At 60.8% G+C, this 20,868-nt stretch carries 24 protein-coding genes; 22 read left to right on the top strand and 2 right to left on the bottom strand.

Annotation, left to right across the window (positions count from 1 at the left end; translation table 11 throughout):
• Positions 1-230: 230 nt before the first annotated feature.
• Positions 231-452: a hypothetical protein gene (locus DES43_RS11790; protein WP_133675360.1), complete on the bottom strand. Its 222-nt coding sequence runs from the start codon at positions 450-452 to the stop codon at positions 231-233.
• On the opposite strand from DES43_RS11790, the gene DES43_RS11785 reads away from it, so the two are divergent.
• The 22 genes from DES43_RS11785 (at position 451) to DES43_RS11680 (ending at position 20,114) form a co-directional block, all read left to right on the top strand.
• On the top strand, positions 451-930 hold the full coding sequence (locus DES43_RS11785) for a terminase small subunit (protein WP_133675358.1): 480 nt from the start codon (positions 451-453) through the stop codon (positions 928-930). The two genes, DES43_RS11790 and DES43_RS11785, sit on opposite strands and share 2 nt — an antisense overlap.
• Positions 836-2,374 (top strand): phage terminase large subunit, encoded by a 1,539-nt coding sequence (terL, locus tag DES43_RS11780; protein WP_208110838.1) that lies wholly within the window; start codon positions 836-838, stop codon positions 2,372-2,374. Before DES43_RS11785 ends, terL begins: the two co-directional genes overlap by 95 nt.
• Before the next feature lie 74 nt (positions 2,375-2,448).
• On the top strand, positions 2,449-3,807 hold the full coding sequence (locus DES43_RS11775) for a DUF4055 domain-containing protein (RefSeq protein ID WP_166647739.1): 1,359 nt from the start codon (positions 2,449-2,451) through the stop codon (positions 3,805-3,807).
• Between the two features lie 71 nt (positions 3,808-3,878).
• Positions 3,879-4,649, top strand: a complete 771-nt coding sequence (locus DES43_RS11770; RefSeq protein ID WP_133675354.1) for a hypothetical protein — start codon at positions 3,879-3,881, stop codon at positions 4,647-4,649.
• Positions 4,650-4,748: 99 nt separating this feature from the next.
• Positions 4,749-5,738, top strand: a complete 990-nt coding sequence (locus DES43_RS11765) for a major capsid protein (RefSeq protein WP_133675352.1) — start codon at positions 4,749-4,751, stop codon at positions 5,736-5,738.
• 88 nt (positions 5,739-5,826) lie between these two features.
• On the top strand, positions 5,827-6,351 hold the full coding sequence (locus tag DES43_RS11760; protein WP_208110837.1) for an HNH endonuclease signature motif containing protein: 525 nt from the start codon (positions 5,827-5,829) through the stop codon (positions 6,349-6,351).
• Positions 6,284-7,246 carry a hypothetical protein gene (locus DES43_RS11755; RefSeq protein ID WP_133675350.1) on the top strand — a complete coding sequence of 321 codons (963 nt, stop codon included), beginning with the start codon at positions 6,284-6,286 and terminating at the stop codon, positions 7,244-7,246. The genes DES43_RS11760 and DES43_RS11755 overlap by 68 nt, the downstream gene beginning before the upstream one ends.
• A 3-nt stretch (positions 7,247-7,249) precedes the next feature.
• The gene (locus tag DES43_RS11750) at positions 7,250-7,765 is read left to right on the top strand and encodes a DnaT-like ssDNA-binding protein (protein WP_133675348.1); all 516 of its coding nucleotides are present in this window, start codon (positions 7,250-7,252) and stop codon (positions 7,763-7,765) included.
• On the top strand, positions 7,765-8,214 hold the full coding sequence (locus DES43_RS11745) for a hypothetical protein (protein ID WP_133675346.1): 450 nt from the start codon (positions 7,765-7,767) through the stop codon (positions 8,212-8,214). Before DES43_RS11750 ends, DES43_RS11745 begins: the two co-directional genes overlap by 1 nt.
• Before the next feature lie 3 nt (positions 8,215-8,217).
• Positions 8,218-9,285, top strand: coding sequence for a head morphogenesis protein (locus DES43_RS11740; protein ID WP_133675344.1), 1,068 nt, complete (start codon positions 8,218-8,220; stop codon positions 9,283-9,285).
• Positions 9,278-9,730 carry an HK97 gp10 family phage protein gene (locus DES43_RS11735; RefSeq protein WP_133675342.1) on the top strand — a complete coding sequence of 151 codons (453 nt, stop codon included), beginning with the start codon at positions 9,278-9,280 and terminating at the stop codon, positions 9,728-9,730. Before DES43_RS11740 ends, DES43_RS11735 begins: the two co-directional genes overlap by 8 nt.
• Positions 9,731-9,732: 2 nt before the next feature.
• Positions 9,733-10,182: a phage tail terminator-like protein gene (locus tag DES43_RS11730; protein ID WP_166647738.1), complete on the top strand. Its 450-nt coding sequence runs from the start codon at positions 9,733-9,735 to the stop codon at positions 10,180-10,182.
• A 9-nt stretch (positions 10,183-10,191) separates the two neighbouring features.
• Entirely contained in the window at positions 10,192-10,374 is a 183-nt protein-coding gene (locus DES43_RS11725) for a hypothetical protein (protein ID WP_133675338.1), read from the top strand.
• A gap of 77 nt (positions 10,375-10,451) precedes the next feature.
• On the top strand, positions 10,452-11,165 hold the full coding sequence (locus tag DES43_RS11720; RefSeq protein WP_133675336.1) for a hypothetical protein: 714 nt from the start codon (positions 10,452-10,454) through the stop codon (positions 11,163-11,165).
• An 80-nt stretch (positions 11,166-11,245) separates the two neighbouring features.
• A complete protein-coding gene (locus tag DES43_RS11715) occupies positions 11,246-11,668 on the top strand; it encodes a hypothetical protein (protein ID WP_133675334.1) in 423 nt (140 codons plus the stop codon).
• On the top strand, positions 11,665-12,027 hold the full coding sequence (locus DES43_RS23365; RefSeq protein ID WP_425359068.1) for a phage tail assembly chaperone: 363 nt from the start codon (positions 11,665-11,667) through the stop codon (positions 12,025-12,027). Before DES43_RS11715 ends, DES43_RS23365 begins: the two co-directional genes overlap by 4 nt.
• 42 nt (positions 12,028-12,069) lie before the next feature.
• Entirely contained in the window at positions 12,070-14,109 is a 2,040-nt protein-coding gene (locus tag DES43_RS11705; protein ID WP_133675330.1) for a phage tail tape measure protein, read from the top strand.
• Positions 14,109-14,798, top strand: coding sequence for a hypothetical protein (locus DES43_RS11700; protein WP_133675328.1), 690 nt, complete (start codon positions 14,109-14,111; stop codon positions 14,796-14,798). Before DES43_RS11705 ends, DES43_RS11700 begins: the two co-directional genes overlap by 1 nt.
• Positions 14,795-15,394, top strand: coding sequence for a hypothetical protein (locus DES43_RS11695; protein ID WP_133675326.1), 600 nt, complete (start codon positions 14,795-14,797; stop codon positions 15,392-15,394). The genes DES43_RS11700 and DES43_RS11695 overlap by 4 nt, the downstream gene beginning before the upstream one ends.
• Before the next feature lie 12 nt (positions 15,395-15,406).
• On the top strand, positions 15,407-15,814 hold the full coding sequence (locus tag DES43_RS11690; RefSeq protein ID WP_133675324.1) for a DUF6950 family protein: 408 nt from the start codon (positions 15,407-15,409) through the stop codon (positions 15,812-15,814).
• On the top strand, positions 15,807-17,966 hold the full coding sequence (locus DES43_RS11685; protein WP_133675322.1) for a phage tail protein: 2,160 nt from the start codon (positions 15,807-15,809) through the stop codon (positions 17,964-17,966). Before DES43_RS11690 ends, DES43_RS11685 begins: the two co-directional genes overlap by 8 nt.
• Before the next feature lie 60 nt (positions 17,967-18,026).
• Positions 18,027-20,114: a sialate O-acetylesterase gene (locus DES43_RS11680; protein ID WP_166647737.1), complete on the top strand. Its 2,088-nt coding sequence runs from the start codon at positions 18,027-18,029 to the stop codon at positions 20,112-20,114.
• Positions 20,115-20,178: 64 nt separating this feature from the next.
• On the opposite strand, the gene DES43_RS11675 is transcribed toward DES43_RS11680, so the two are convergent.
• Positions 20,179-20,868 carry a GDSL-type esterase/lipase family protein gene (locus DES43_RS11675; RefSeq protein ID WP_133675318.1) on the bottom strand — a complete coding sequence of 230 codons (690 nt, stop codon included), beginning with the start codon at positions 20,866-20,868 and terminating at the stop codon, positions 20,179-20,181.

The following is a 20,868-nucleotide window of genomic DNA, read 5'->3' as shown; positions in this document are numbered from 1 at the left end:
AAATTTAGCGGACAAAACCGGGACATTTCCCGGACATTTCCCGGACAAATGGCGCCGGGCCGTCGAATCACGAAAAACCCATGGTACGCATTTCGCGTTCCTCCCCTCGCGTAGACGCCAAGTTCTGATCTGCTGAGCCACCCGGCCGGCGGGCCGAAAGCCCGCCTGGCCAAGGCAGTGCGCGGCATCTCAAGGTAGAGCACTACATCAGCAGGATTCCATCGGTCGCGTCAGAATTTCAGCGAGACAATCGACTGAAGGGTGATCGCAAGGCCTGCAAACGCCGCGCCTCCGGCGTTGAGACGTCCGATTAACTTGATGCGCTTTAGAACATGATCGGGCGCCCCGCTCAAATAGGCAGCAGGAGCTGGGAAGTTCAGAACAGACGCCCAAAACCATAGCCCGGCCGAGATAAAGCCGGATCCCGCCGCCAAAATCTGAAGTGTTGTCATGTCTGTTCTCCCAAACCCAAGGCATGAAGCATTCGCGCAGTCGCTCGCAAAGGGCAAGACTGCAATCGAGGCATATGCGGACGCTGGGTATAAGCCGAACCGCTCCCATGCTTCGCGGCTGGTAGCAAAGGGTAACGTCACCGCCCGCGTCGCCGAGCTTCAGCAGAAGGTCGCCAAAAAGGTCGAGGTGACCGTCGAGAGCCTGGCCGGAGAGCTTGAGGAAGCCCGCGCGCTGGCCCTGACCGAGAGGCAGACATCTGCCGCGGTGCAGGCCACCATGGGCAAGGCCAAGCTGTTTGGGCTCGGCGTTGAAAACCGCCGACTCAGCGGGTCGGTGCAGGTGGTGACGATCACGGCAAAGGATCTGGACGGCCTGACCGAAGATGAACTTGCCATTCTTGAACGTGCCTATCCGATCCTCCAGCGGATTGGCGTTTTCGGCGGCACTGGCGGAGCAGAGGCAGAAGAGGGCGGCTGAGGCCGAACGCGAGCGCATTGCCAAGGATGCCGAGCGCATCCGGGCGCGGTGCCAGACACTTGAAGGCTTCATCAGGGAGGCGTGGTCGGTCGTAGAGCCGTCGAGCACTTTTGTGCACGGCTGGCACATCGATGCGATCTGCGATCACCTCGAAGCGGTGACGAACGGCCAGATCAACCGGCTGTTGATCAACGTGCCGCCCGGCACCATGAAATCGCTGATCACTGGCGTTTTCTGGCCCGCATGGGAATGGGGTCCGAAAGGCCGGCCTGCGCTGCGCATCATCGGATCGTCCTATTCCGAGGACTATGCGACCCGCGACAACCGCCGCATGCGTGATCTGGTCACCTCTGACTGGTATCAGGCGCTGTGGGGCGACACGGTCAAGCTGACGCGCTCGGGTGAGCGGTCGTTTGCCAACACCAGGACCGGGTTTCGGCAGGGTGTGCCGTTCTCGCGGCTCACTGGCGGTCGTGGCGATAGGCTGATTATCGACGATCCGCATTCGGTCGATGGTGCCGAGAGCGAGGCGGATCGCCTCTCGACCGTCCGAACGTTTCGGGAATCGGTCCCGACTCGTCTGAACGATCCGGAGCGGTCTGCCATCATCGTCATTATGCAGCGCCTGCATGAGGGCGATGTGTCAGGCACGATACTGTCGCTCGGGCTCGGCTATGAACACCTGATGCTCCCAATGGAGTATGAGCCGGAGCGCCAGTGCCGAACATCGATCGGCTTTGTCGATCCGCGGAAGGAAGATGGGGAATTGCTCTTTCCCGAGCGCTTCCCGCGCCATGTGGTCGAGCGCGACAAAATACCGCTCGGCTCATACGCCGTTGCCGGCCAGTTCCAGCAGAGGCCGGCGCCCCGATCCGGCGGCATGTTCCAGCGTGGCGATTTCGAAATCGTCGATGCGGTGCCGGCCGGAGCGAAGCGGTGCAGAGCGTGGGACTTCGCGGCATCAAAGCCAAAACCGGGCAAGCAGCCGGATTGGACCGTGGGCCTGAAGATGGCCTACGCCGACGGTATTTTCTACGTCGAGGATATCAGGCGGGACCGATGGTCGCCGTCCGACGTGGAGAAGAACCTGAAGAATGCGGCAACGCAGGACGGATTGGGCGTCAGTATCCGCATGCCGCAGGATCCGGGCGCGGCCGGCAAGGCCGATGCTGCGACCAAGGTAAAGCTGCTGGCTGGCTATTCTGTGAAGGTGCAGCCGGTTTCGGGCGACAAGGCCACGCGAGCCACCCCGGCATCGGCCCAGGCAGAGGCCGGAAACGTAAAGCTGATCCGCGCCCCGTGGAATGAGCCGTTCCTCGATGAACTCTGCTCCTTCCCGAACGGGCAGCATGACGATCAGGTCGATGCCTTCGCTGATGCGCTGAACGAACTAGCCTTGAGCGTGGATGCTGAAGCCGCCGTTGTCGAAACAGGATTCTATTGATGGCTTTCGATCCGACTTCCCGGCATCCGGCGTATGAGGAATACCTGCCGTCATGGCAGCTCATGCGCGATGCCATGGCCGGCGAGGACGATATCAAGAAGGCGGGCGAGAAGTACCTGCCGATGAAGTCGGGCACGAGGGCTATCGAGAACCCGGAACTGCGCGCCGCTGCCTATGAGGCGTATAAGCTTCGTGCCGAGTTCCCAGAATTGCTTGCGCCGACGGTTCGGGGTGCGGTCGGTACCATGCTCGACGATCCGGCGAAGATCGAACTGCCAGCCGGACTGGAGCCGCTACGCGAGATGGCGACGCGCGACGGTCTGACGCTCGATGCCCTCCACCGGCGCATCATCACAGAACAGATGGTGACAGGGCGCTATGGCATATTGCCGGGCGTCACCAAGTCTGGAAGCCCGTATCTCGCCGGATACATCACCGAGGCAATCACGAACTGGGACACGGATGATGAGCAGCGGCCTGACTGGCTGATGCTCAACGAAACACGGCTTGTTCTGGATCGGTCGACTGGCGACTGGTCCACACTCGAGCAATATCGCGAATGCTATGTCGAGAACGGCCGCTACATGGCCCGCGTATGGACAAAGACCGGCGGGACGTGGAAGGTTGATGAGCCGGTCGAGGCGGCAAATCGCAAGCGCCAACCGTTGGACGAACTGCCTTTCATCTTTGTCGGCACAAGCGACCTGACGCCGGATCCTGACGATGTGCCGCTGTATGGCCTCGCCAAGCTTGCCGTGCGGGTTTACAGGCTCGACGCCGATTATACCTTCGCGCTGCACATGACGTCCGAGCCGACGCCCGTGGCGATCGGCTTCGATGATCCGAAGGAGGCCGTAAAGCAAGGGAGGGCGCCGACGACGCTCGGCTCTTCCAAACTCTGGATACTCCCGGCCGGCGGCGACGCGAAGTATCTGGAGTTCTCCGGCCCCGGCCTTGCGGCGCAGGAAAAGGCAATTCAGTCCAGCCTCGATCGTGCCGTCATCTTCGGCGCGAACCTGCTGGCAGACACGCAGCGCACCGCGGAATCGGGCGAAGCGATCAAGCTTCGGCTCGGCAACCAGACGTCGACGCTGAAGACGGTGCTGCTCACGGCATCGGCCGGCTTGGAAAAGGCGCTGAAGAACTTGGCTGTGTGGATGGGCGAGGACCCGAACAAGGTTGTCGTGACGCCGAACGTCGATTTCTTCGACCATACGGTTACGGCACAGGAGATCGATGCCATCGTGCGCGGGTGGCAGGCCGGCGCCTACTCGTGGCGGTCGGCGTTCTCCCGGCTCCAGAAGGGTGGCGTGATCCCCGAGGACCGGACGCCAGAGGAAGAACTGGAAATGATCGATCAGGATGAGTTCGAGCGTGAGGATAAATCGGCCTCGTTGATCCCACCGAACCGACAGCCTGAACAACAGCAGTAATTTCATCGCCCGCCCATCGAGGCGGGTTTTTCATGCCGGCGATGCCGGCTTTCAGCACAGGAGAAAGCCCGATGGGCCTCAAAGCACTGCTCGAAAAGATCGACGATCTGCCCGAGGAAACCCGTTCGCTCTATATGGAGCAGAAGGCGGGCGACAAGACCGTCTACGTCCTCGACATCGAGGATATCGACAACCATCCCAAGGTGCGCGGCGTCATCACCGCGAACAACGAGAACAAGCGTAAGCGCGACGAATACAAGGCGAAGGTCGATGACCTTGAAGCCCGTGTGTCTGCGCTGCCCGAGGACTTCGACGCCGACGAATGGGCGCGGCTCAAGGCTGGGGAGGGCGGTAAACCCGACGAAGCGATCCAGGCGCTCAAGGATCAGCACGCCAAGGCCGTAGAGGCTCTGAAGGCGAAGCATGCAAAGGACCTGGCCGACAAGGATGCCCTGATCGGTGAACGCGACGGTTATATCGATCGCACGCTGATCGACGGCGGGCTGAAGGATGCCCTTCTGGACGTTGGCGTGAATCCCGACCTCCTCGACGGGGCTCTCGCGAGCCTGCGCGGCAATGTGAAGGTCCAGAAGGCCGATGACGGCAGCCGCTCGGCAATTGTGGAAACCGATCTGGGTGACGTGCCTGTGACCGATTTCGTCAAGGAATGGGCCGGGGGCAGGGGTAAGGCTTATCTCGGCAAACCGTCCGGGCCCGGTGGCGAGGGCAATAACGGCGGCGGGCGCGGCGGCATCAAGGTTCCGGCCGGTGACTTCGGCGGTGACCGCGACGCCCGCACCAAGGCCATTGCCAACAAATTCCCGGAACTCTCCGGCAACTAAGGCTCGCGGCGCCTGAAGCTGCGGTCCCGTGTCCTCGAAGAGGCGCGGGCATTGGGCGATGCCCGCTTCCTCAACTCACTGACACGAAAGGAGAGAGCCATGTCGCTTTCGCAGATGCAGGTCTTCAACAAATACTTCATGCCGGCGACGATCGAGACGCTGGCGCAGATGGTCGACAAGTTCAACGGGGCTTCGGGTGGTGCAATCCGCCTGACCACGGAGGGCTTCGAGGGCGATTTCCTTCAGGAATCGTTCTATGCCGCTATCCATTCGGCCCGTCGCCGTGTGGACCGCTATGCATCCAATGCCGCGGCTTCGCCCACGGACCTGACGCAGCTCAAGCACTCCTCGGTCAAGGTGGCCGGCGGCTTCGGCCCGGTTCGTTACGAGCCGTCGCAGATGACATGGCTTAACAAGCCGACCGCCGAGGGCGTCGAGGTCGCATCCCGCAACTTCGCCGAGGCGCTGCTTCAGGACCAGCTGAACACGGCTATCGCCGCGCTTGTGGCCGCGATCAGTAATCAGGGTGCAGCGACCACGGTCGATGTCTCGACCGGCTCCGGCGCCAAGCGGGTCGATTACCTCGCCGTGAACGAGAGCCATGCGAAGTTCGGCGACCATTCCAGCCTGATCGTTGCTCAGGTCATGGATGGTGTTGCCTATCACAACTTCATCGGTCAGAACCTAGCGAACTCGAACACGCTGTTCCAGGCCGGCAACGTCCGCGTTGTCGACATTCTGGGCCGCGTGTCGGTCGTGACCGATGCTCCGGCGCTCTACTCGGCCGCCACGACCTCGCCGGTTGTCGCCGCCAAGCGCCGTGTCCTGTCCCTCGTCGCTGGTGCGGCGACCGTGACCGACAGCCGCGACATCATCTCGAATATTGAGACGAGCAACGGCAAGGAGCGCATCGAGACCACGTTGCAGCTGGATTACAGCTTTGGCCTCGGGCTTAAAGGCTTCACATGGGATGAAGCCAACGGAGGCAAATCCCCCTCGGATGCTGAGCTCGCGACTGGCTCCAACTGGGACCTCGTTGCGTCCTCGGTGAAGCACACCGCAGGAACCTTGGCCGTTGGCCTTGCATAAGGGCTGAAAGCCTTTAGAATCAACGAGCCGCCATTGGTTTGCAGACCTCTGGCGGCTCTAACCATAACCCGAACATTGGAGGTTCGAGGTGGCTAAGGCCAGAAATACAGCGCGTCCATCGCTGACGCAATCTCGTCTCAAGGAAGTTCTCTCATACGATCCAGAGGCCGGCGAGTTTCGTTGGCTGGTATGCACGTCAAATCGCGCACCGGCAGGCTCTCTTGCCGGCAGTGTGAGTAGTGCGCTCGGCTACCGCCTGATCGGCGTCGATGGGGTCAGATACTTCGCCCATAGGCTTGCATGGCTCTATATGACCGGCTCATTCCCGGCCGAGCAAATCGACCATGCCAATGCGGATCGATCCGATAATAGGTGGGCGAACCTTCGGGCTGCTTCCAAGGCCGACAACATGCGCAACATTGGCATGAGGTCCGACAATAGCAGCGGACACACGGGCGTCGGCTGGCATGCGCAGACGGGGAAGTGGCGTGCCTACATCGCGCAGGATGGGCGGACGATCCATCTAGGTCTTTTCGATACGAAGGATGCGGCGCTGGCGGCGCGTAACGAAGCCGCAGCGAAAGCATACGGGGAGTTTCATATCCCCTCATAGTCGTCGGGGATTTATGAAAACTGCACTTTGCCTTGGCGGCGCGGCTGGCGTTCAAGACGAATGGACCGCCGCGCTGGACTTGGCCGATTTTGATTTCATCGTTGCATGCAATGACGTGGGTGCGATCTGGCCGGGCAGGCTGGACGCGTGGGTTACGCTGCACCCCGAACATATCACTCGCTGGCGGGATCAGCGCCGCGCGAACGGCTTTGCAGATGCAGCGCGCTACCTCGTTCACGGAGACTATCCGCCGATATGGGCCGAGTTGGTCGAATTCCGGTTCCCGGGGCAGGGCGACAGCGGATCGTCCGGGCTGTTTACGGCAAAGGCAGCGCTGATCGATCTGGGAGCCGACAGGGTGGTGCTTGCTGGCATTCCTCTGGTTCGCAGTTCGCATTTCTTCGATGCCGTCCAGTGGGAAGCAGCTGGCGGGTATCGCACGGTGTGGGAAGCGCTTCGGTCTGAATACCGCGCCCGCATCAGATCCATGAGCGGCTGGACCGCGCATTTCTTCGGAACCCCGACAACCGATTGGCTGGCGACCGGCTCGACTGATGCCGATGCACCCGGTCCGACATTGGAGCAAACCAGAATGAGCAAGGTCAAACTCGACAAGATCGCCTACGAGCCGCACCCGGTTTCGTTGGAGCGTAAGAAGGAACTGAACGCCAAGGGCTTCAAGATCATCGATGCAAGGTTCAAACCTGCCGATGCAAAGCCGGCTGAGCCGGAAAAGATCGAACTCGGCACCGACAGCGGCGAAGGGCTGAGCGATGATCATCTGCGCTCTGCCATCGAAGCCGCCACCGGCCAGAAGCCGCACCACCTGCTCGGCAGGGCAAAGCTGGTTGAGCAGTTCAACGCGCTGAACGCCGTGGCGGCTGGCGAGGAATGACCAATGGCCGATCACTACGGCGACCTTCCCGGCGCATTGGCCTACCATGAGGCGCGCGGCAACGCCGCTTGGTCAGCTGCTGGCGTCACTGATGCGCAGCGCACTGCCGCCCTTGTCCGCGCAAGCTCTGCTCTGGATGGCATCTATGGTGACCGCTTTGCCGGCCGTAAGACAGGAGGCCGATCGCAGGCATTGGCGTGGCCCAGAACAGGCGCATACGACCACTGCGCAAGCGAAGACATACCGAGCGATGAAATCCCTCAGGAAGTCGTCAACGCGGCCTATGAGATTGCATTGGCGGAATTGCTACAGCCGGGGTCATCATCACCTGCGGTGACGCCGGGGCGGCTGGTCAAGCGGCAGAAGGTCGACACGATCGAGCGCGAGTTCTTCGGCCCGAGTGACGGCGTTCCAGGTGCGGCCGACGCGATGCGCCCGGTTCTGATGGCCGTCGAGGATGCGCTGCGCTGTGTTCTGTCTCGTGCTGGCGGCGCGTCTGTCGATCTCTTGAGGGTGTGATGGCCGGCTTCTATGACGAAATGGCCGACATGGCCCGTGAACTGCTGGCGCCAGAGAGTGCCGGCGGTCTCGGGCAGGGCGTCATCACCGTGGAGCGCATTGAGCAAGAGCCGATGCCCCCGGATTGGCCCACGTGGGAGCCGTGGGAAGGCGTAGAGACGCTCAAGACCTACCTCCTGCGCGGCGCGATCTCTGGTGTCAGCAAGGAACTCGTCGACGGCACCACGATCCTCGCGTCCGATCAGATGCTGATCTGTGCCGACTGGATGGCGCTGATATCGACGCAGACGGGCGAAGATGACCCGGTAGCGTCGAACACCATCGTGCCGTTTGATTTAGCCGTGCCGGACGTCGTCAACGTCGATGGCCTGCCGTTCACCACGCTGCAGCGCGTGCCGGTGCCGGGCGCGGGCGTAAAGGCCGCACACAAGTTCATCATTCGAGGCTGATAGATGCTCAAGCGCCTTTCCGCCCGTGAATTGCTCGAGCAGGTCGCAGCCGACTTCGATCCGCAGGTTCGGCTTGCCTGGATCGAGGCGATTGATCGCATCCGGTCGAACATCGTCCTGAAACGCATCGTCGAGCGACTGGAGCGCGGCGACGTGGCCGGCGTGGTTGCGGATCTCGGGATCGAGGACGGTGTTTTCGCCAAATTCGAGCAGTCGCTCTTGCAGGCATACCATGCCGGCGGCATTGCCACGGTGGACAGCATGCCGTCGCTGCGGGACCCCTCGGGCAACCGCGTTGTGTTTTCGTGGGGCGTGCGCAATCTGCCGGCCGAACAGGCCATGCGCGATCACGCCGCGCGGCTGGTCACGGGCATCGTCACCGAGGCGCGGGAGGGCATTCGCGACGTGCTGGTCGATAACCTCTCGCGCGGGCAATCGCCATATGATGCCGGCAGGCTGATCGCCGGTCGCGTGAACCGCGTCACCGGACGCCGTGAGGGAGGTCTGATAGGTCTGTCTCGTCCGCAGATGGAAACTGTTGCCCGGATCGAGCGCGCCATGCGCGGGGGCGACGTGGCCTATATGCGAGACTATCTGACCTTCGCCAACCGCGATAAGCGGCTGGACAGGACGGTCCTGAAGGCGATCCGCGAGGGCAAGGGGCTTGCTCCGGAGGATTCCGAACGGATTGCCAGGCTCTATTCCAACAAGGCGCTGAAGTACCGGGCGGACACGATTTCCATTCTGGAGACGCATTCGGCGCTGGCCCGGTCGAAGCGCGATGCGTTCCAGCAGCAGATTGATGACGGCAAGCTCGATGCCGATCTCGTCACCAAGAAATGGCGGCGGACGGTCAGCCGGGAGCCACGCCTCGAGCATCTGGCGATGGCGTCCCAGCCCGCCATTCCGTTCAGGGCGAAGTTTGTTCTGCCGGACGGTTTCCAGTGTGACGGGCCGCACGATCCGAACCTGCCGGCGCGGCACACCATCGGCTGCAAATGCTCGGTAGACTACCAGATCGATTTCACCGGCCAGGCCCTGCGCCGATACAGGGAGCGCACGGGTGGCTAACACCTTCGCTGCGACGATCGAGGGTTGGACCCGGCGCGTGAAGGAAGCCGAGGAAGCGGTTTTCCGCGAAGCCGCCCAGGAACTGGTCAAACAGTTGAACGACCAGATCACGGAGATGGTCTACGACACGCCGGAGACGCCGAACTATCGGCGGACGGGGTTCTTGCGCGCCTCACTGATGGCTTCGACCGACGCTATGCCGCAGTTGGTCCGCGACAATCCGGGCGTAGCAGTCAATGCGGACACCGGCGATGTGATCCTCGTCATCGCTGGCGCCGAACTCGGAGACACGATCTATCTCGGCTACACGGCCCGATATGGACTGTTCGTGCATCGTGGAGCCAATGGCCGCTCGCCGCGCCCATGGGTCGATCTTGTCGCCCAGCGCTGGCAGCAGATCGTTGCCGAGAAGGCGGCGATGGTGAAGCAAAGGTTCGGGCTATAGCCATGCCAACCGTCGAAACGAAGATCTCGCAGGCCATACAGGCCCGCGTGGCGAGCCTGCCGTTGCCGTATCCGGTTTTATGGACCGATGACGAGCCTGCCTCGCCACCGACGTCTGGCGGCCAGCCCGCGCCCTATATCGAGGCGCACCACGAGCCGAATAGGACGGTGCGCCTCTTGATCAAGGCAGATGCGCCACACGAGCGGCCGGGCTTGCTCTTGCTCACCCTCTGCTGGCCGATCGCCAAGGTGGGAACAGGATCCGGCAAGACGCACAGGAACGCGGTCCGGGAACAAGCCGGGAAGATCGCGGCTCACTTCCCGGCCGGCCTGTGCATGTCCTTTCAGGGTGTCGGCGTCAACGTCACCAAGGCTCCTGATGTCCTCGGGGCATACCGCGATGATGCATATCTGCGGACGCAAGTTCGCATCAATCTGAGAACATTCGCATAGGAGGCTGCCATGTGCGCAGACTGTGAAGCGCGCCGGAAGATGGCCCGAGAGGCCCTTCTGAACGCGAGATTTAGCGAGGCGCTGGGCCATGTCGCCAAGGGCGCGGCCGAGATCCTTGGCATCAAGGAAAAGACCGGCGTGGAGGAACTGGCGGAACATGCTGCCCCGTCAGTGAAGTCGCGCAAACGGTAACCAGATCGATATTCCGGCGCTGACCGGATTTCCTGGCTCGCTTCAGCGGGCCTTTTTCATGCGCAGGAGCAACCAAAATGAGCGGACTTTATCCGGTCTCGGGATCGAAACTCTACATCGGCAGCCGTGTCACGGCCAAAGGCACGGTCACGCTGCCTGACTTCGCAAGCCAGGTATGGACCGAGGTTGGAGGATGGGCGAACGCTGGCGCCATTGGCGATACCCAGGAAGTTGGCGAGCAGGCGCTCATCAACGAAAAGCGCGTGCGCAAATTCAAGACGACGCTGAACGGCGGCACGATGGAAAACCAGTTCGTGCCGATGGCGCTCGATCCCGGTCAGGTCAAGTTCAAGGAGGCGATCGAGGCTTGCCAGCCGTACGCCTTTAAGATCGAGTGGGGCGCTGACTGCGCGCCTGAATCCGAAGTGACGATCAGCGTTGCAACGCCGGGCGTCGTGACATGGACTGGCCATGGGTTCGTTGCGGGTCAGCCCGTCGTGTTCTCGACCACAGGCGCACTGCCGACCGGTCTGACGGCCGGGACTGTCTATTATGTCGTCTCCTCAGGTCTCACGGCAGATGCCTTCTCGGTGGCGGCGACGCCGGGAGGAACTGCTGTCGATACGACCGCGGCCGGCAATGGGACGCACACGGCCGTCGCGCCTCCGCCCGGGATGACCGACATGTTCTATGGCCTTGCGCTTCCCGGCGCGCGTCAGGGCGGCGCTGCGGCAACCGCCCATCTGCGCAATTGGTCGATCGCAGTCGATTCGAACATCCTCGAAGTCTGATCCGCTTCGGCGGCTAGGGGCTGGCTGGAGGTGGTTCCGCCGGCCGGCCCCGCATGGAACCGGGAACCAAGGCAAAGATCATGGATATCAATGAAATCCTCCTGAGCGAAAAGGCCATCGCCGAAATCGATGATGGCGTATGGGTCGATGATAATCCGGAAGCCCCTGGCTTGCGGTTGAAGGTGCGCGGCTGGTCTTCCGAAAAAGTGCAGTCCCTGAAATCGTTCAAGGAACGCCGGGCCTCGCGCAAAGAGCGCGATGCGTCGGGAAACCTCGTCCATGCTGCTCAAATCCGCATCATTCGCGAAGTGGTTGCGGAGGCGGTTCTACTGGATTGGGAGGGCTTGACCGAAGGCGGCAAGCCAGTGCCGTACAGCAAGGAACTCGCCCGCAAATGGCTCACGTCCCGCACCGGTGACAAGTTCCTTGGCATCGTTTCTGATGCGGCTACGCAGGTTGATAACCGTCTCGAAGATGCGGCCGAGGAACTGGAAAAAAACTGACGGCCTGCCTGAGTTGGGCTCTGGAGAACCCGAACGCTCAGAAAGAGCGGGAGGCTTTCGCCCAGTTCGGGCAGGATATTCCGGATAGCCTTTGGCCGCCCGACTTCATCGCCGGCGCGTGGGCTTGGTTCTCCGCATTCTGGGAGCTTTCGTCTGACCGGCAGGTCGGCATGGGTGTCGGGCCGATCCAGTACAGTTCGATCAGGCTCTATACGTCTGGATGGCCACCAGACGAGACCACGCTGTTCACGCGCTGCATCCGCGCGATGGACCGCGTCTATCTCGATCATGCGAACAGCGACGGAAAGCCGAAGGAATTCTCACGAGAGATGTTCCGGGGGGCGTTTTCAGGGAAGTGATCAGAAGCGTGGCCAGCAAGCAGAACGGCAGGAGAATGGCAAATGGCTGAAGTGGCCACTCTTGGCTTGGAGGTCCACTCTGATCAGGTAAAAAAGGGCGCAGCGGATCTTGATCGTCTCACGGCTGCGGCCAAAAAGGCGGAAGCCGCGGCGGCAGGTGTTGCAGCGGCATCAGACAAAGCCGCCAAGGCGACGGCGAACATCACCACCGCGGCCGGCAAGGCCCGCATGCAGTGGGAAACTTATGATGAGGTCGTTGCCCGGACAGGCACGCGGATCAGGGACGCTGCCAAGGCTTCGGACGCAGCCACCAAGAGCGTTGCCAAACAGGCAGGAGCCGCACAGGAGGCAGCATCGAAGGCCACTGGCTATGGGAATGCAGTGGAGCAGGCGGGGCGCAAGACCGAACGGGCATCTATCGCGTCACAAGGCTTCGCGCTCGCGCTGGGTAAAGTGAAACAGGCGCTGGCCGGTATCGCCCTGAATGCGATTTCGGTCGGCGTAGGCATTCTCCTTGCCGAACTGGCGAAGATGGTAGATTGGGGTGCTGTCGCTGTTACAGCCCTCCATGGCCTGGCTGATGCTATCGAGGCCGTTGCCCCATATGCGGTCGGTGCTGCCGCTGCGCTCGCGCTCATCTATGCCCCGGCAATTCTAGCCGGTTTGGGTGCGCTGGCTGTGACAATATGGGGCGTGGTACAAGCTCTGGGCGCGGCAGCTTTGGCCTTTGTGGCTGCTAACCCGGCCGCCGCATTTGTCATCGGCATCACAGCGGCGATTGCAGCCGCAAACATCTTCAGGGACGAACTCGCGCAGATATTCGGCCGCGATATCGTTGCTGATGCTAACAATGCGGTGAACTGGGTAATCGGCGCGTTCGTCGGAGGCTTCAACGCCATCAAAGCCACCTGGTCAGCTTTGCCCGCTGCCCTTGGCGATCTCGTAATATCCACCGCAAACGCGGTGATCGGCGGTGTTGAAGGCATGATCAACAAGGTTGCCGGTTTGATCGACGGCTTCATCGGTAAGGTCAATTCCGCGATGAAGTCGCTGCCTTTCGGAATGGGCGACGATATCAACATCGCAACAATCGGCGAGTTCTCTCTGGGGCGCCTCGGAAATCCCTACGCTGGAGCATCGAGCGCCGCCGCCGATGCGGCAAAGGGGGCGTTCGGCTCGGCGATGGGGACCGATTATGTAGGCGCCACCTATGACGCCGTGGCGAAAGGCGCTTCCGCTGCCGCTGACAAAGTTCGTGAACTTGCAGGCAGTTTCAGCAATGTTGAAAGCGCGTCGGGACAGGCAGGAAAGGCTGCGGGTGATGCGGCAAAAGGGGCCACGGATCAGTGGAAAGGCTTGAAAGAGACCGTCGATAAGTCGGCTGAGGCGGCAATGAAATTTGCCCGCGATCTCGTAGGTGGTTTTGTTTCCGACCTCCGTTCCGGCTTGGAGCAGGGTAAAGGGTTCTGGCGGTCTTTCGGGGACGCCGCGCTCAACGCCCTCAACAAGATCGTGGACAAACTGCTGAATGACGTCCTTGACGCGCTTTTCCAAGTGAACAGCGCATCTTCGGGAGCAGGTGGCGGCGGAGGTTTCCTCGGCGGCCTGCTTGGCGGGATCGGCAAGATCTTCGGCTTTGCCAAGGGCGGTTACACAGGACCCGGCACGGACTCTCAGCCTGCGGGCATCGTCCATGCCGGGGAATACGTGTTCTCGAAGAAGGCGGTTGACCGGATCGGGGTCGGGCACCTCGACCGCGCCCACAAGGCGGCGAAGGGGTACATGGGCGGCGGCTATGTCCGAGCTTATGCGCCAGCCAACAGCAATCTTCGCGGCTACGATGTCGGTGGATATGTCACCCCGGCTCCCCAGTATCATGGCAATGCTGCCGTGGCGCAGGGTCGCGAGGTAATCGAGATCGTCTTGCGCGATGACAGTGGCCGCATGGCCGACATCGCCGACCAACGCATCCAGTTGGCATCCGGGCCGATGTTGGAGGTATCGGTTAACCAGAGCACCAGCATGAGCCGAAAGGGCCTGCCCGGCGCCAGCGGCTACTACCAGAAGCGCGGGACGATCTGATGAAGCGGAAAATCATCGATCTGCCGCGCTCCTTCGCGCAATTGACCAATGACTGGATCATCAACGTCCGCGGCAAGTCGGCCGGGGAAGGTGTGACCGGCACCGGGCAGGTGGCCTACGGCGCGCAACCCAGATGGGAAACGACCATCGATCTGGCTGCCATAGGGTGCGAAGGGCAGCGGACTTGGAACGCGATCCAGAGCAGCATGCGCGGCAGGATCAATGTGCTGCGCGTGCCCCTCATTGATCTTTGCCCCGTTGATCTGGGCATTCCGGGTCTTGATGAATGGTCGATTAGCCATATCCCGCACAGCGACGACACCCCGTTCTCTGACGGTGCCTACTATGCGCAGGAGCCGACTATCGTCATGCCGTCGCTCCTTGAGGCCGGTGCCGAGGAGATGACCGTGGATACGTCCTCAGTCAATCATGTGCTGGAGCCGGGCATGTGGTTCTCGCACGACGACTGGCCCTATCGGGTCACCGGCATGTGGGAAGGCGAGGGTGGGGCAACGACCTTCGCCTTTGAACCACCCTTGCGTCGTGACATTCCCGAAGGTCACGAGGTCACGCTACAGGCAACCGCTCTCATGGTCTTTGAAACCGATCTGGAAGGCCGGATGCCTCTGGAGCGAGGTCGGCTCATCACTGCTTCCGTGAAACTGCTCGAGTGGACCTCGCGCCCATGACGATGCCGTCCGAGTACGATTTTCGATCCGAGAATGTCGGCATCATCAACCTGATCGAACTGGACACCACTGTCGGCGTGTTCCGGTTTCTGCTGGGCGATGACGGTTGGTTCAAGGATCTGGCAGGCAACGTCTGGGTCGGATCACGGCTGATAAGCTGCTCCGAGGTTGAGTTCTCGATCAACGGATCGGCGCCGGGCATCGAACTGGGGCTGACCTTTATCCAGGATCCTGATCAGCCGGACCTCATTTCGGAAATACGGGCGCTTGGCAACGACGTCATCAAGGATCGGGAAGCTCGGTTTCTGATCCAGTATCTGGAGGCGACGAGCGAGTTCTTCCGTCCCGTCTACCAGCCGCAGCTTCTGACGAAGCGGAAGATGGTGAACCTCGGCTATTCGTTCGAGGGCCCGCAGATCAGGCGGATATCGCTGCAGGTGGAAGGGCCGTTCAACCTACGCGCAAAGCCGGTCGGCGGTCGCTACAATACGGCGGATCATTCGCGCCGGCTGGGATTACCTCCCGGCGTCATCAACCCATCGCTGGAATACATGCCGGTCCACGGCGTGGATGAGCAAAGTCTGTTCGGGCTCTAGGCAAATAACATCATGGACACCCTCTACGCCCATCTTCACCGGTGGATGGCGGAGCCTTTCGTCTGGGGCAAGTCGGACTGCATGCTTGTGCTGGCCGACTACCTCATTGCGCTCGGCTATCCCGATGCTGCCGCCAAATGGCGTGACCAGTATGACAGCGCGCTCTCCTGCCAGAAGGTCAGCGGGTTTCTGAATGATCCGGCTGGGGTGATGGGTGAGGCCGCCGCCTCGATTGGACTGGAGCCGACGAGCGGCCCCGACAGAGGCGATGTCGGTGTGGTGCGCATTCGCGATCAGGACGGCATCAAACTCATGGGCGCGGTCTGCCTCGGCAAAAATTGGGCGCTCAAGGGCGAGTACACCGTGGTCATTTGCAAGCCGCTCGAAATCCTTGCAGCGTGGAAGGTCGACCGTGCGTAAGACGCTCTACGCCGCCTTCCTGCTCGGCACGACGGCACTCTATCCGGCGCCGGCGCATGCCATGCCGCCAGTGGTCGGGTTCATCGGTGGCATTATCACGGCGTTGGGCGCTCCGGCCATTGGCGGTGCAATTGCGGGCGCCTTCGGTGGATTTTCTGCCGGAGCATTTGCGGCTGGCTGGGCGTTCGCGGGCTCGGCATTGGGTGGCTTGCTGCTCAATGCTGCCTTGTCTGTCGGCATTTCGGCTCTTGCGACATTGCTGCGACCGCGGCCTGATGCGCCGCCCAATCCGGGTGCGCGCATGGTCAATATGCGTCAGCCGATCAGCTTTTTCGAACATGCCTATGGGCTGGTCAGGAAAGGCGGCCCGGTCAATTTCTGGCAGGCCAAGGATGGCAAACGCTATTATGACGTGATCCTGGCTGCCCGTCAGATCAACGGGATCAGGCAATGGTTTGCCGATGAGACGGAATTCACTGTCGACGGTAATGGTCTCGCACAGCAGGCGCGGTTCCAATCTGACGGCCGGTCAAGGTTGCGGGTTGCTGCCTTTCTCGGTGCGGCAGGACAACTCGCTCCGGCACTCCTGGCAGACAATTTCCCGCAGTGGACCTCAGCCCATGACATGGCAGGGCTGGCCCATGTCGTTGCCGTAGCGGAAACGGTTAAGGCCGAAGACTTCTCAAAAGTCTATCCCGGTGGTCGTGAGCCGGTCATCGCGCCGGCGATCGAGGGCTATCTTTGCTACGATCCGCGCGACCAGCAGACGAAATGGACCACCAACGCTGCGCTGATCATTGCGGACTGGATCACCTCAAAAGACGGCCTCGACCGGGAAGTCGACTGGGATCAGGTCGCCATTGAGGCGGACGTATCGGACGAGATCATCCTTGATCGCAACGGCAATCCTGTCCGCCGCTGGCAACTCTCCGGCGTCTACTCATCGGCAGATGACCGCGACACGGTGCGCGCCTCGATGGGCGTTGCCTGCGATGCCTTCTTCTACGAGGACACCAACGGGGTTGTCGGTTTCAATGTCGGCCGCTTCATCCAGCCTGATGTCGAAATCACCGACGACGACATCCTGTCGATCCAGTACACGGAAGGGCAGGCAGGGACCGACATCGCCAATGCGTTCTCGGTCGAATACACCGAACCGGAGATAGGTTATCGCGAGGCGGCCAGCGCACCTTATGTGCTCGTTGTCCCCGATGAGCCCTACGAGGAAGACAGCCTGCGGGTTTACTGGAGCCCGAACCATAACCAGTCGATGCGCGTTGCGAAGCGGCTCCTGCTGGTGTCGCGGGCGAAGTACAAGATCAGCGGAACGCTCAAATATCACGGCATCCGGCTGATCGGTAAGCGCTTCTTCCGTCTGCGCCATCGAGAATTCGGCAATCTCGACCAGGTTTTCGAAGTCGACAAGCTGAAGCGCAACGAGGACGGCATCACATGGTCGGTAGAAGCCCACTCGGTGCAAGCTTCCGACTTCGCGTTCAATTCGGCCAACGAAGAACCGGAAAAGCCGAAGCGGACATCGATCGAGATATCATCCGATGTGCCGGCGCCGACGAGTGTAACGGCCGTCAGCCAGCCCTATGCAGGATCTGTCGCGATCCGTGTGGAGTGGGCAGCGCCACCCCGTGACAGCCTGTTGCATCAGGTGCGCTATCGTGTTGCTTCGCCGCCGGGTGAATGGACCACGCTCAACGCTCCGGTCGGTCAAAACCACCAGAACATCCTCGGCTTGCTCGATAATCAGACCTACCATGTCCAGGCCCGGGCAATGACCAATTCCGGCAAGGCATCGGAATGGGGCCCCGAGCCACCGATTGCCGTCACTGCCCGCGTCGATCCGGTGCCGCCGGGCCTGGTTGCTGGCGTCAATGCCGTTGGCGGAGCCGGCGTGGTGGATATCGATTGGACTGCACCGAATAGTCCGAACTATTTCGCCACGCTGATCTATCGCAATACGGTCAACGACCTCGGGTCGGCTGCATTGGTGGTGACCGAGTATGGCGCGCCAAGCGCCGCAGACAGTTGGCAAGACAGCGGCCTTTCGGCTGGCACCTATTATTACTGGCTGGTTGCGGCGAACCAGAGCGGCGTGCCTGCTAGCGCCGTTCCGACCGGCTCCATCATCGTCACCTGACAAATCCGACAACCTGACATTCAGCCCTGCTCGCCGGGGCGCTTTCGCATGGAGAACAGCATGGGGCAGATAGCCGACGCCTTTAAGCAGGCATTCCGGGATTTTGTGACCGATGGCGTCCCGGCCAGCGGGAAGAACAATCCGCGCAAATCCGAAGTGCGTGCAATCGGGCCGGTGGTGGAAGAGGTAATTGGTGAGATCGAGGTGAGCGTCGATGCCAATGTCGACGCCAAGGTCGCATCCGAAAAGCAGGAACGCGAGGCCGCCGACACGGCTCTTGGCGCCCGGATCGATAGCGTCGAGGACATCGCCTATACCAGCGCCGCCGTCTACGAGAGCGTCAATGCGGGCCTTGCCGCCACGACCAACGGCCAGCAGTTTCAGGTCCAGGTCGGCGATGACATCGTGCGATATCAGAACACGAGCGGAACCGCCGTCGAGGTGGCACGATATCCAAGTGCGTCATCCGTCGCCAGCCTTGGTATTCGCCTGGCAGTGTCTGAATCTCATATCGAGAATCTCGATTCCGCAGTTTCTGGGATGTTTACCGACCCTGCGCAGTCAGCTGCCAGCGGCGCAGCGTCTGCTCTTCCTGATGCGCCGTTGGCGTATCGTAAAATCCGTTTGGCCGATGGGACGCGGTTTGTTGTGCCCGTATACATTTCAATCGAAGAAATCGATCTGTTTGTTATCGTCGGGCAATCCAATGCAGAAGGTCGTGGCGATAGTTCCTTGTCGCCGACTGCGCTGGACGGGATCATGATCGTAGGCGGAGCTATCCAGCCCGGTCCTCTTGTCGATCCGGTTGGCGGCGCCCTTACCGGTTCGATGTGGCCGAGCTTCGCCAATGAGTGGTTTTCACAAACCGGGCGCATGTCAGCTTTTGTGGAGGCGGCCACTGGCGGGACCGCGCTAATACCTGACCAATCGGGATCCAACTGGTCGCCGTCCGGTAGCCTTCGCGCCGCAGCGGCAAATGCTGCAAATCAAGCCATATCAGCTATAAATAGTGCCGACGAATATACGCTCGGCACCGTGCGTTTTGTGTGGAGCCAAGGCGAGCAAGAGGCGGAAAGCATCAATGGAACGACAATAACCGGACCGCTTTACAAGACGGCTCTGGAGGGTCTGGCGACGTATTTCAAGGGGCAGGTTCCCGAAATGGTCGAAATGCTTGTCATCCGTACGGGGTCTCGCAATGACTATCAAAGGGCAGAAGACTGGGCGGCCATTCGCGCGGCGCAGGAATCTGCATGCAATGACAGCGACTTGCTTCGCATGGTCTATCGAGGCACGTATGGCTTCAACTATACGGGCCGCCGTTTTATGGTCGATCAGGTGCATTATGGTCAGATTGGACTCAATGAGGCGGGGAGACTATCGGCCAAGGTGGCGGCCAGCTCCGGTCCTGCTCCGGTCCCGATCGCTCCCTCTTTGCTGGCGAGCAATGCATGGATGGATACCGATATCAGTACGAGCAATAGCCGCACGGTCTCGCATACCACCGCTGTGGGTGCCAAAATGCTGGTTGTTGCGGTTGCCGCGGCGAGGACTGTCAATGCCAACACGACAACCCTTAACCCCGTCACCTTTGGTGGTCTGACAATGACCAAAGCTCTTGGGTTCACGTCACCAAGCAGTCTTGCCGCCTCTCGCGCTACGTCGCCGCTCGGTCGATGCGATGTGGGAATCTACTATCTGACGGAAGACCAAGTCCCTGGCGGGCTATCTGGTGTTGCCGGTGAGATCGTCGCATCTACCTCTGCGGCGATCCCCATCTTGTCGTTGTCAGTGTTCGATCTGAATAGCATTGCTTTACCCGACGTCACTATCTCCAACCTTCTTGCCGGCGACGTGTCCCCGACCGACACATTCTCAGTCTCCCTGTTCACAGGCGCGCCGGCGTTTGTTGTCGGCATTTGCTGCTCTGTGGCAGATAGCGGCGCGGCGCTGACGCATACGTTGACTGGGTTGACGGAGATTGCGGATGGAGGTGCGGCGGGGTCTGGCAGATCAGGCCAGGTTGCTTTCGGCTGGGCCAATGTAGCCGAAGTAGCCGGCTCGCCAATATCAGCTGTGCTGAGCGCGCCGGCAACTACAGGCCTGCTGCATGTTGCGGCCTTTCGGGGGTTGATTGAAGGTGAATAGCCATAGATGACGCAGCACAATGTCGGATTCATCCGGACATGATGATGTCAAGGGTCTCTGTCATTTACCCGGGATTGCTGGATTGATCTATATCAGTACTCATCAGTGGCCTGATCGCGCGAGACCAAGTGGAATATCCGCGCCCGTTCAGATGGACGCCATCATAGGTCATGCCCGGCCTGATGGCGCCATCAGCAGCCAATTCGCTGTTAAGATCGACAAACGTGCATCTGCCTTGCTGGCAGGTATTCGAGAGAATCATGTTCACCTTGTCGATCTCGGCATTCCATTTCCGATTATTGGTAAGCAAGGTGGACTGAACCACGATATCGACCTTTAGCGCATCCAGATCATCCAGCAGGGCAAGGTAGTCGATAAGCACATCCTCTGCCTGTCGACCTTTGCTGATGTCGTTCACGCCGACCATGACAAAGGCACGTTCAGCGTCTTCGGGTATGTAGGGCAGGTTTTCGCGGAGCAAACTGACTGTGACACTGCCTAGGCCACGATTGGAGATCGACATTCCCGGAAGAAGCTCTTCCCAAATTCCCCGCTCAGTCAGGGAATCCCCGATCATCACGTTTCTAGCAATAGGCTTCAGCACTTGAAATTGAGACACTCGCTCAAGATATCGAGCGCTTGTAGTGACGCTGGGCGGAAAATATTTAGGAATCTCCCTAGCAGCCAATGCACCACATAAGGCTGAGAAAGCAATGAGCGCAAAATAAGCCGGAAGGCGAAGTTTAGCTGACAT

This window comes from Aquamicrobium defluvii (assembly GCF_004363725.1).
Classification (GTDB): domain Bacteria; phylum Pseudomonadota; class Alphaproteobacteria; order Rhizobiales; family Rhizobiaceae; genus Mesorhizobium; species Mesorhizobium defluvii.
This window is presented reverse-complemented; position numbering and strand designations above follow the sequence as displayed.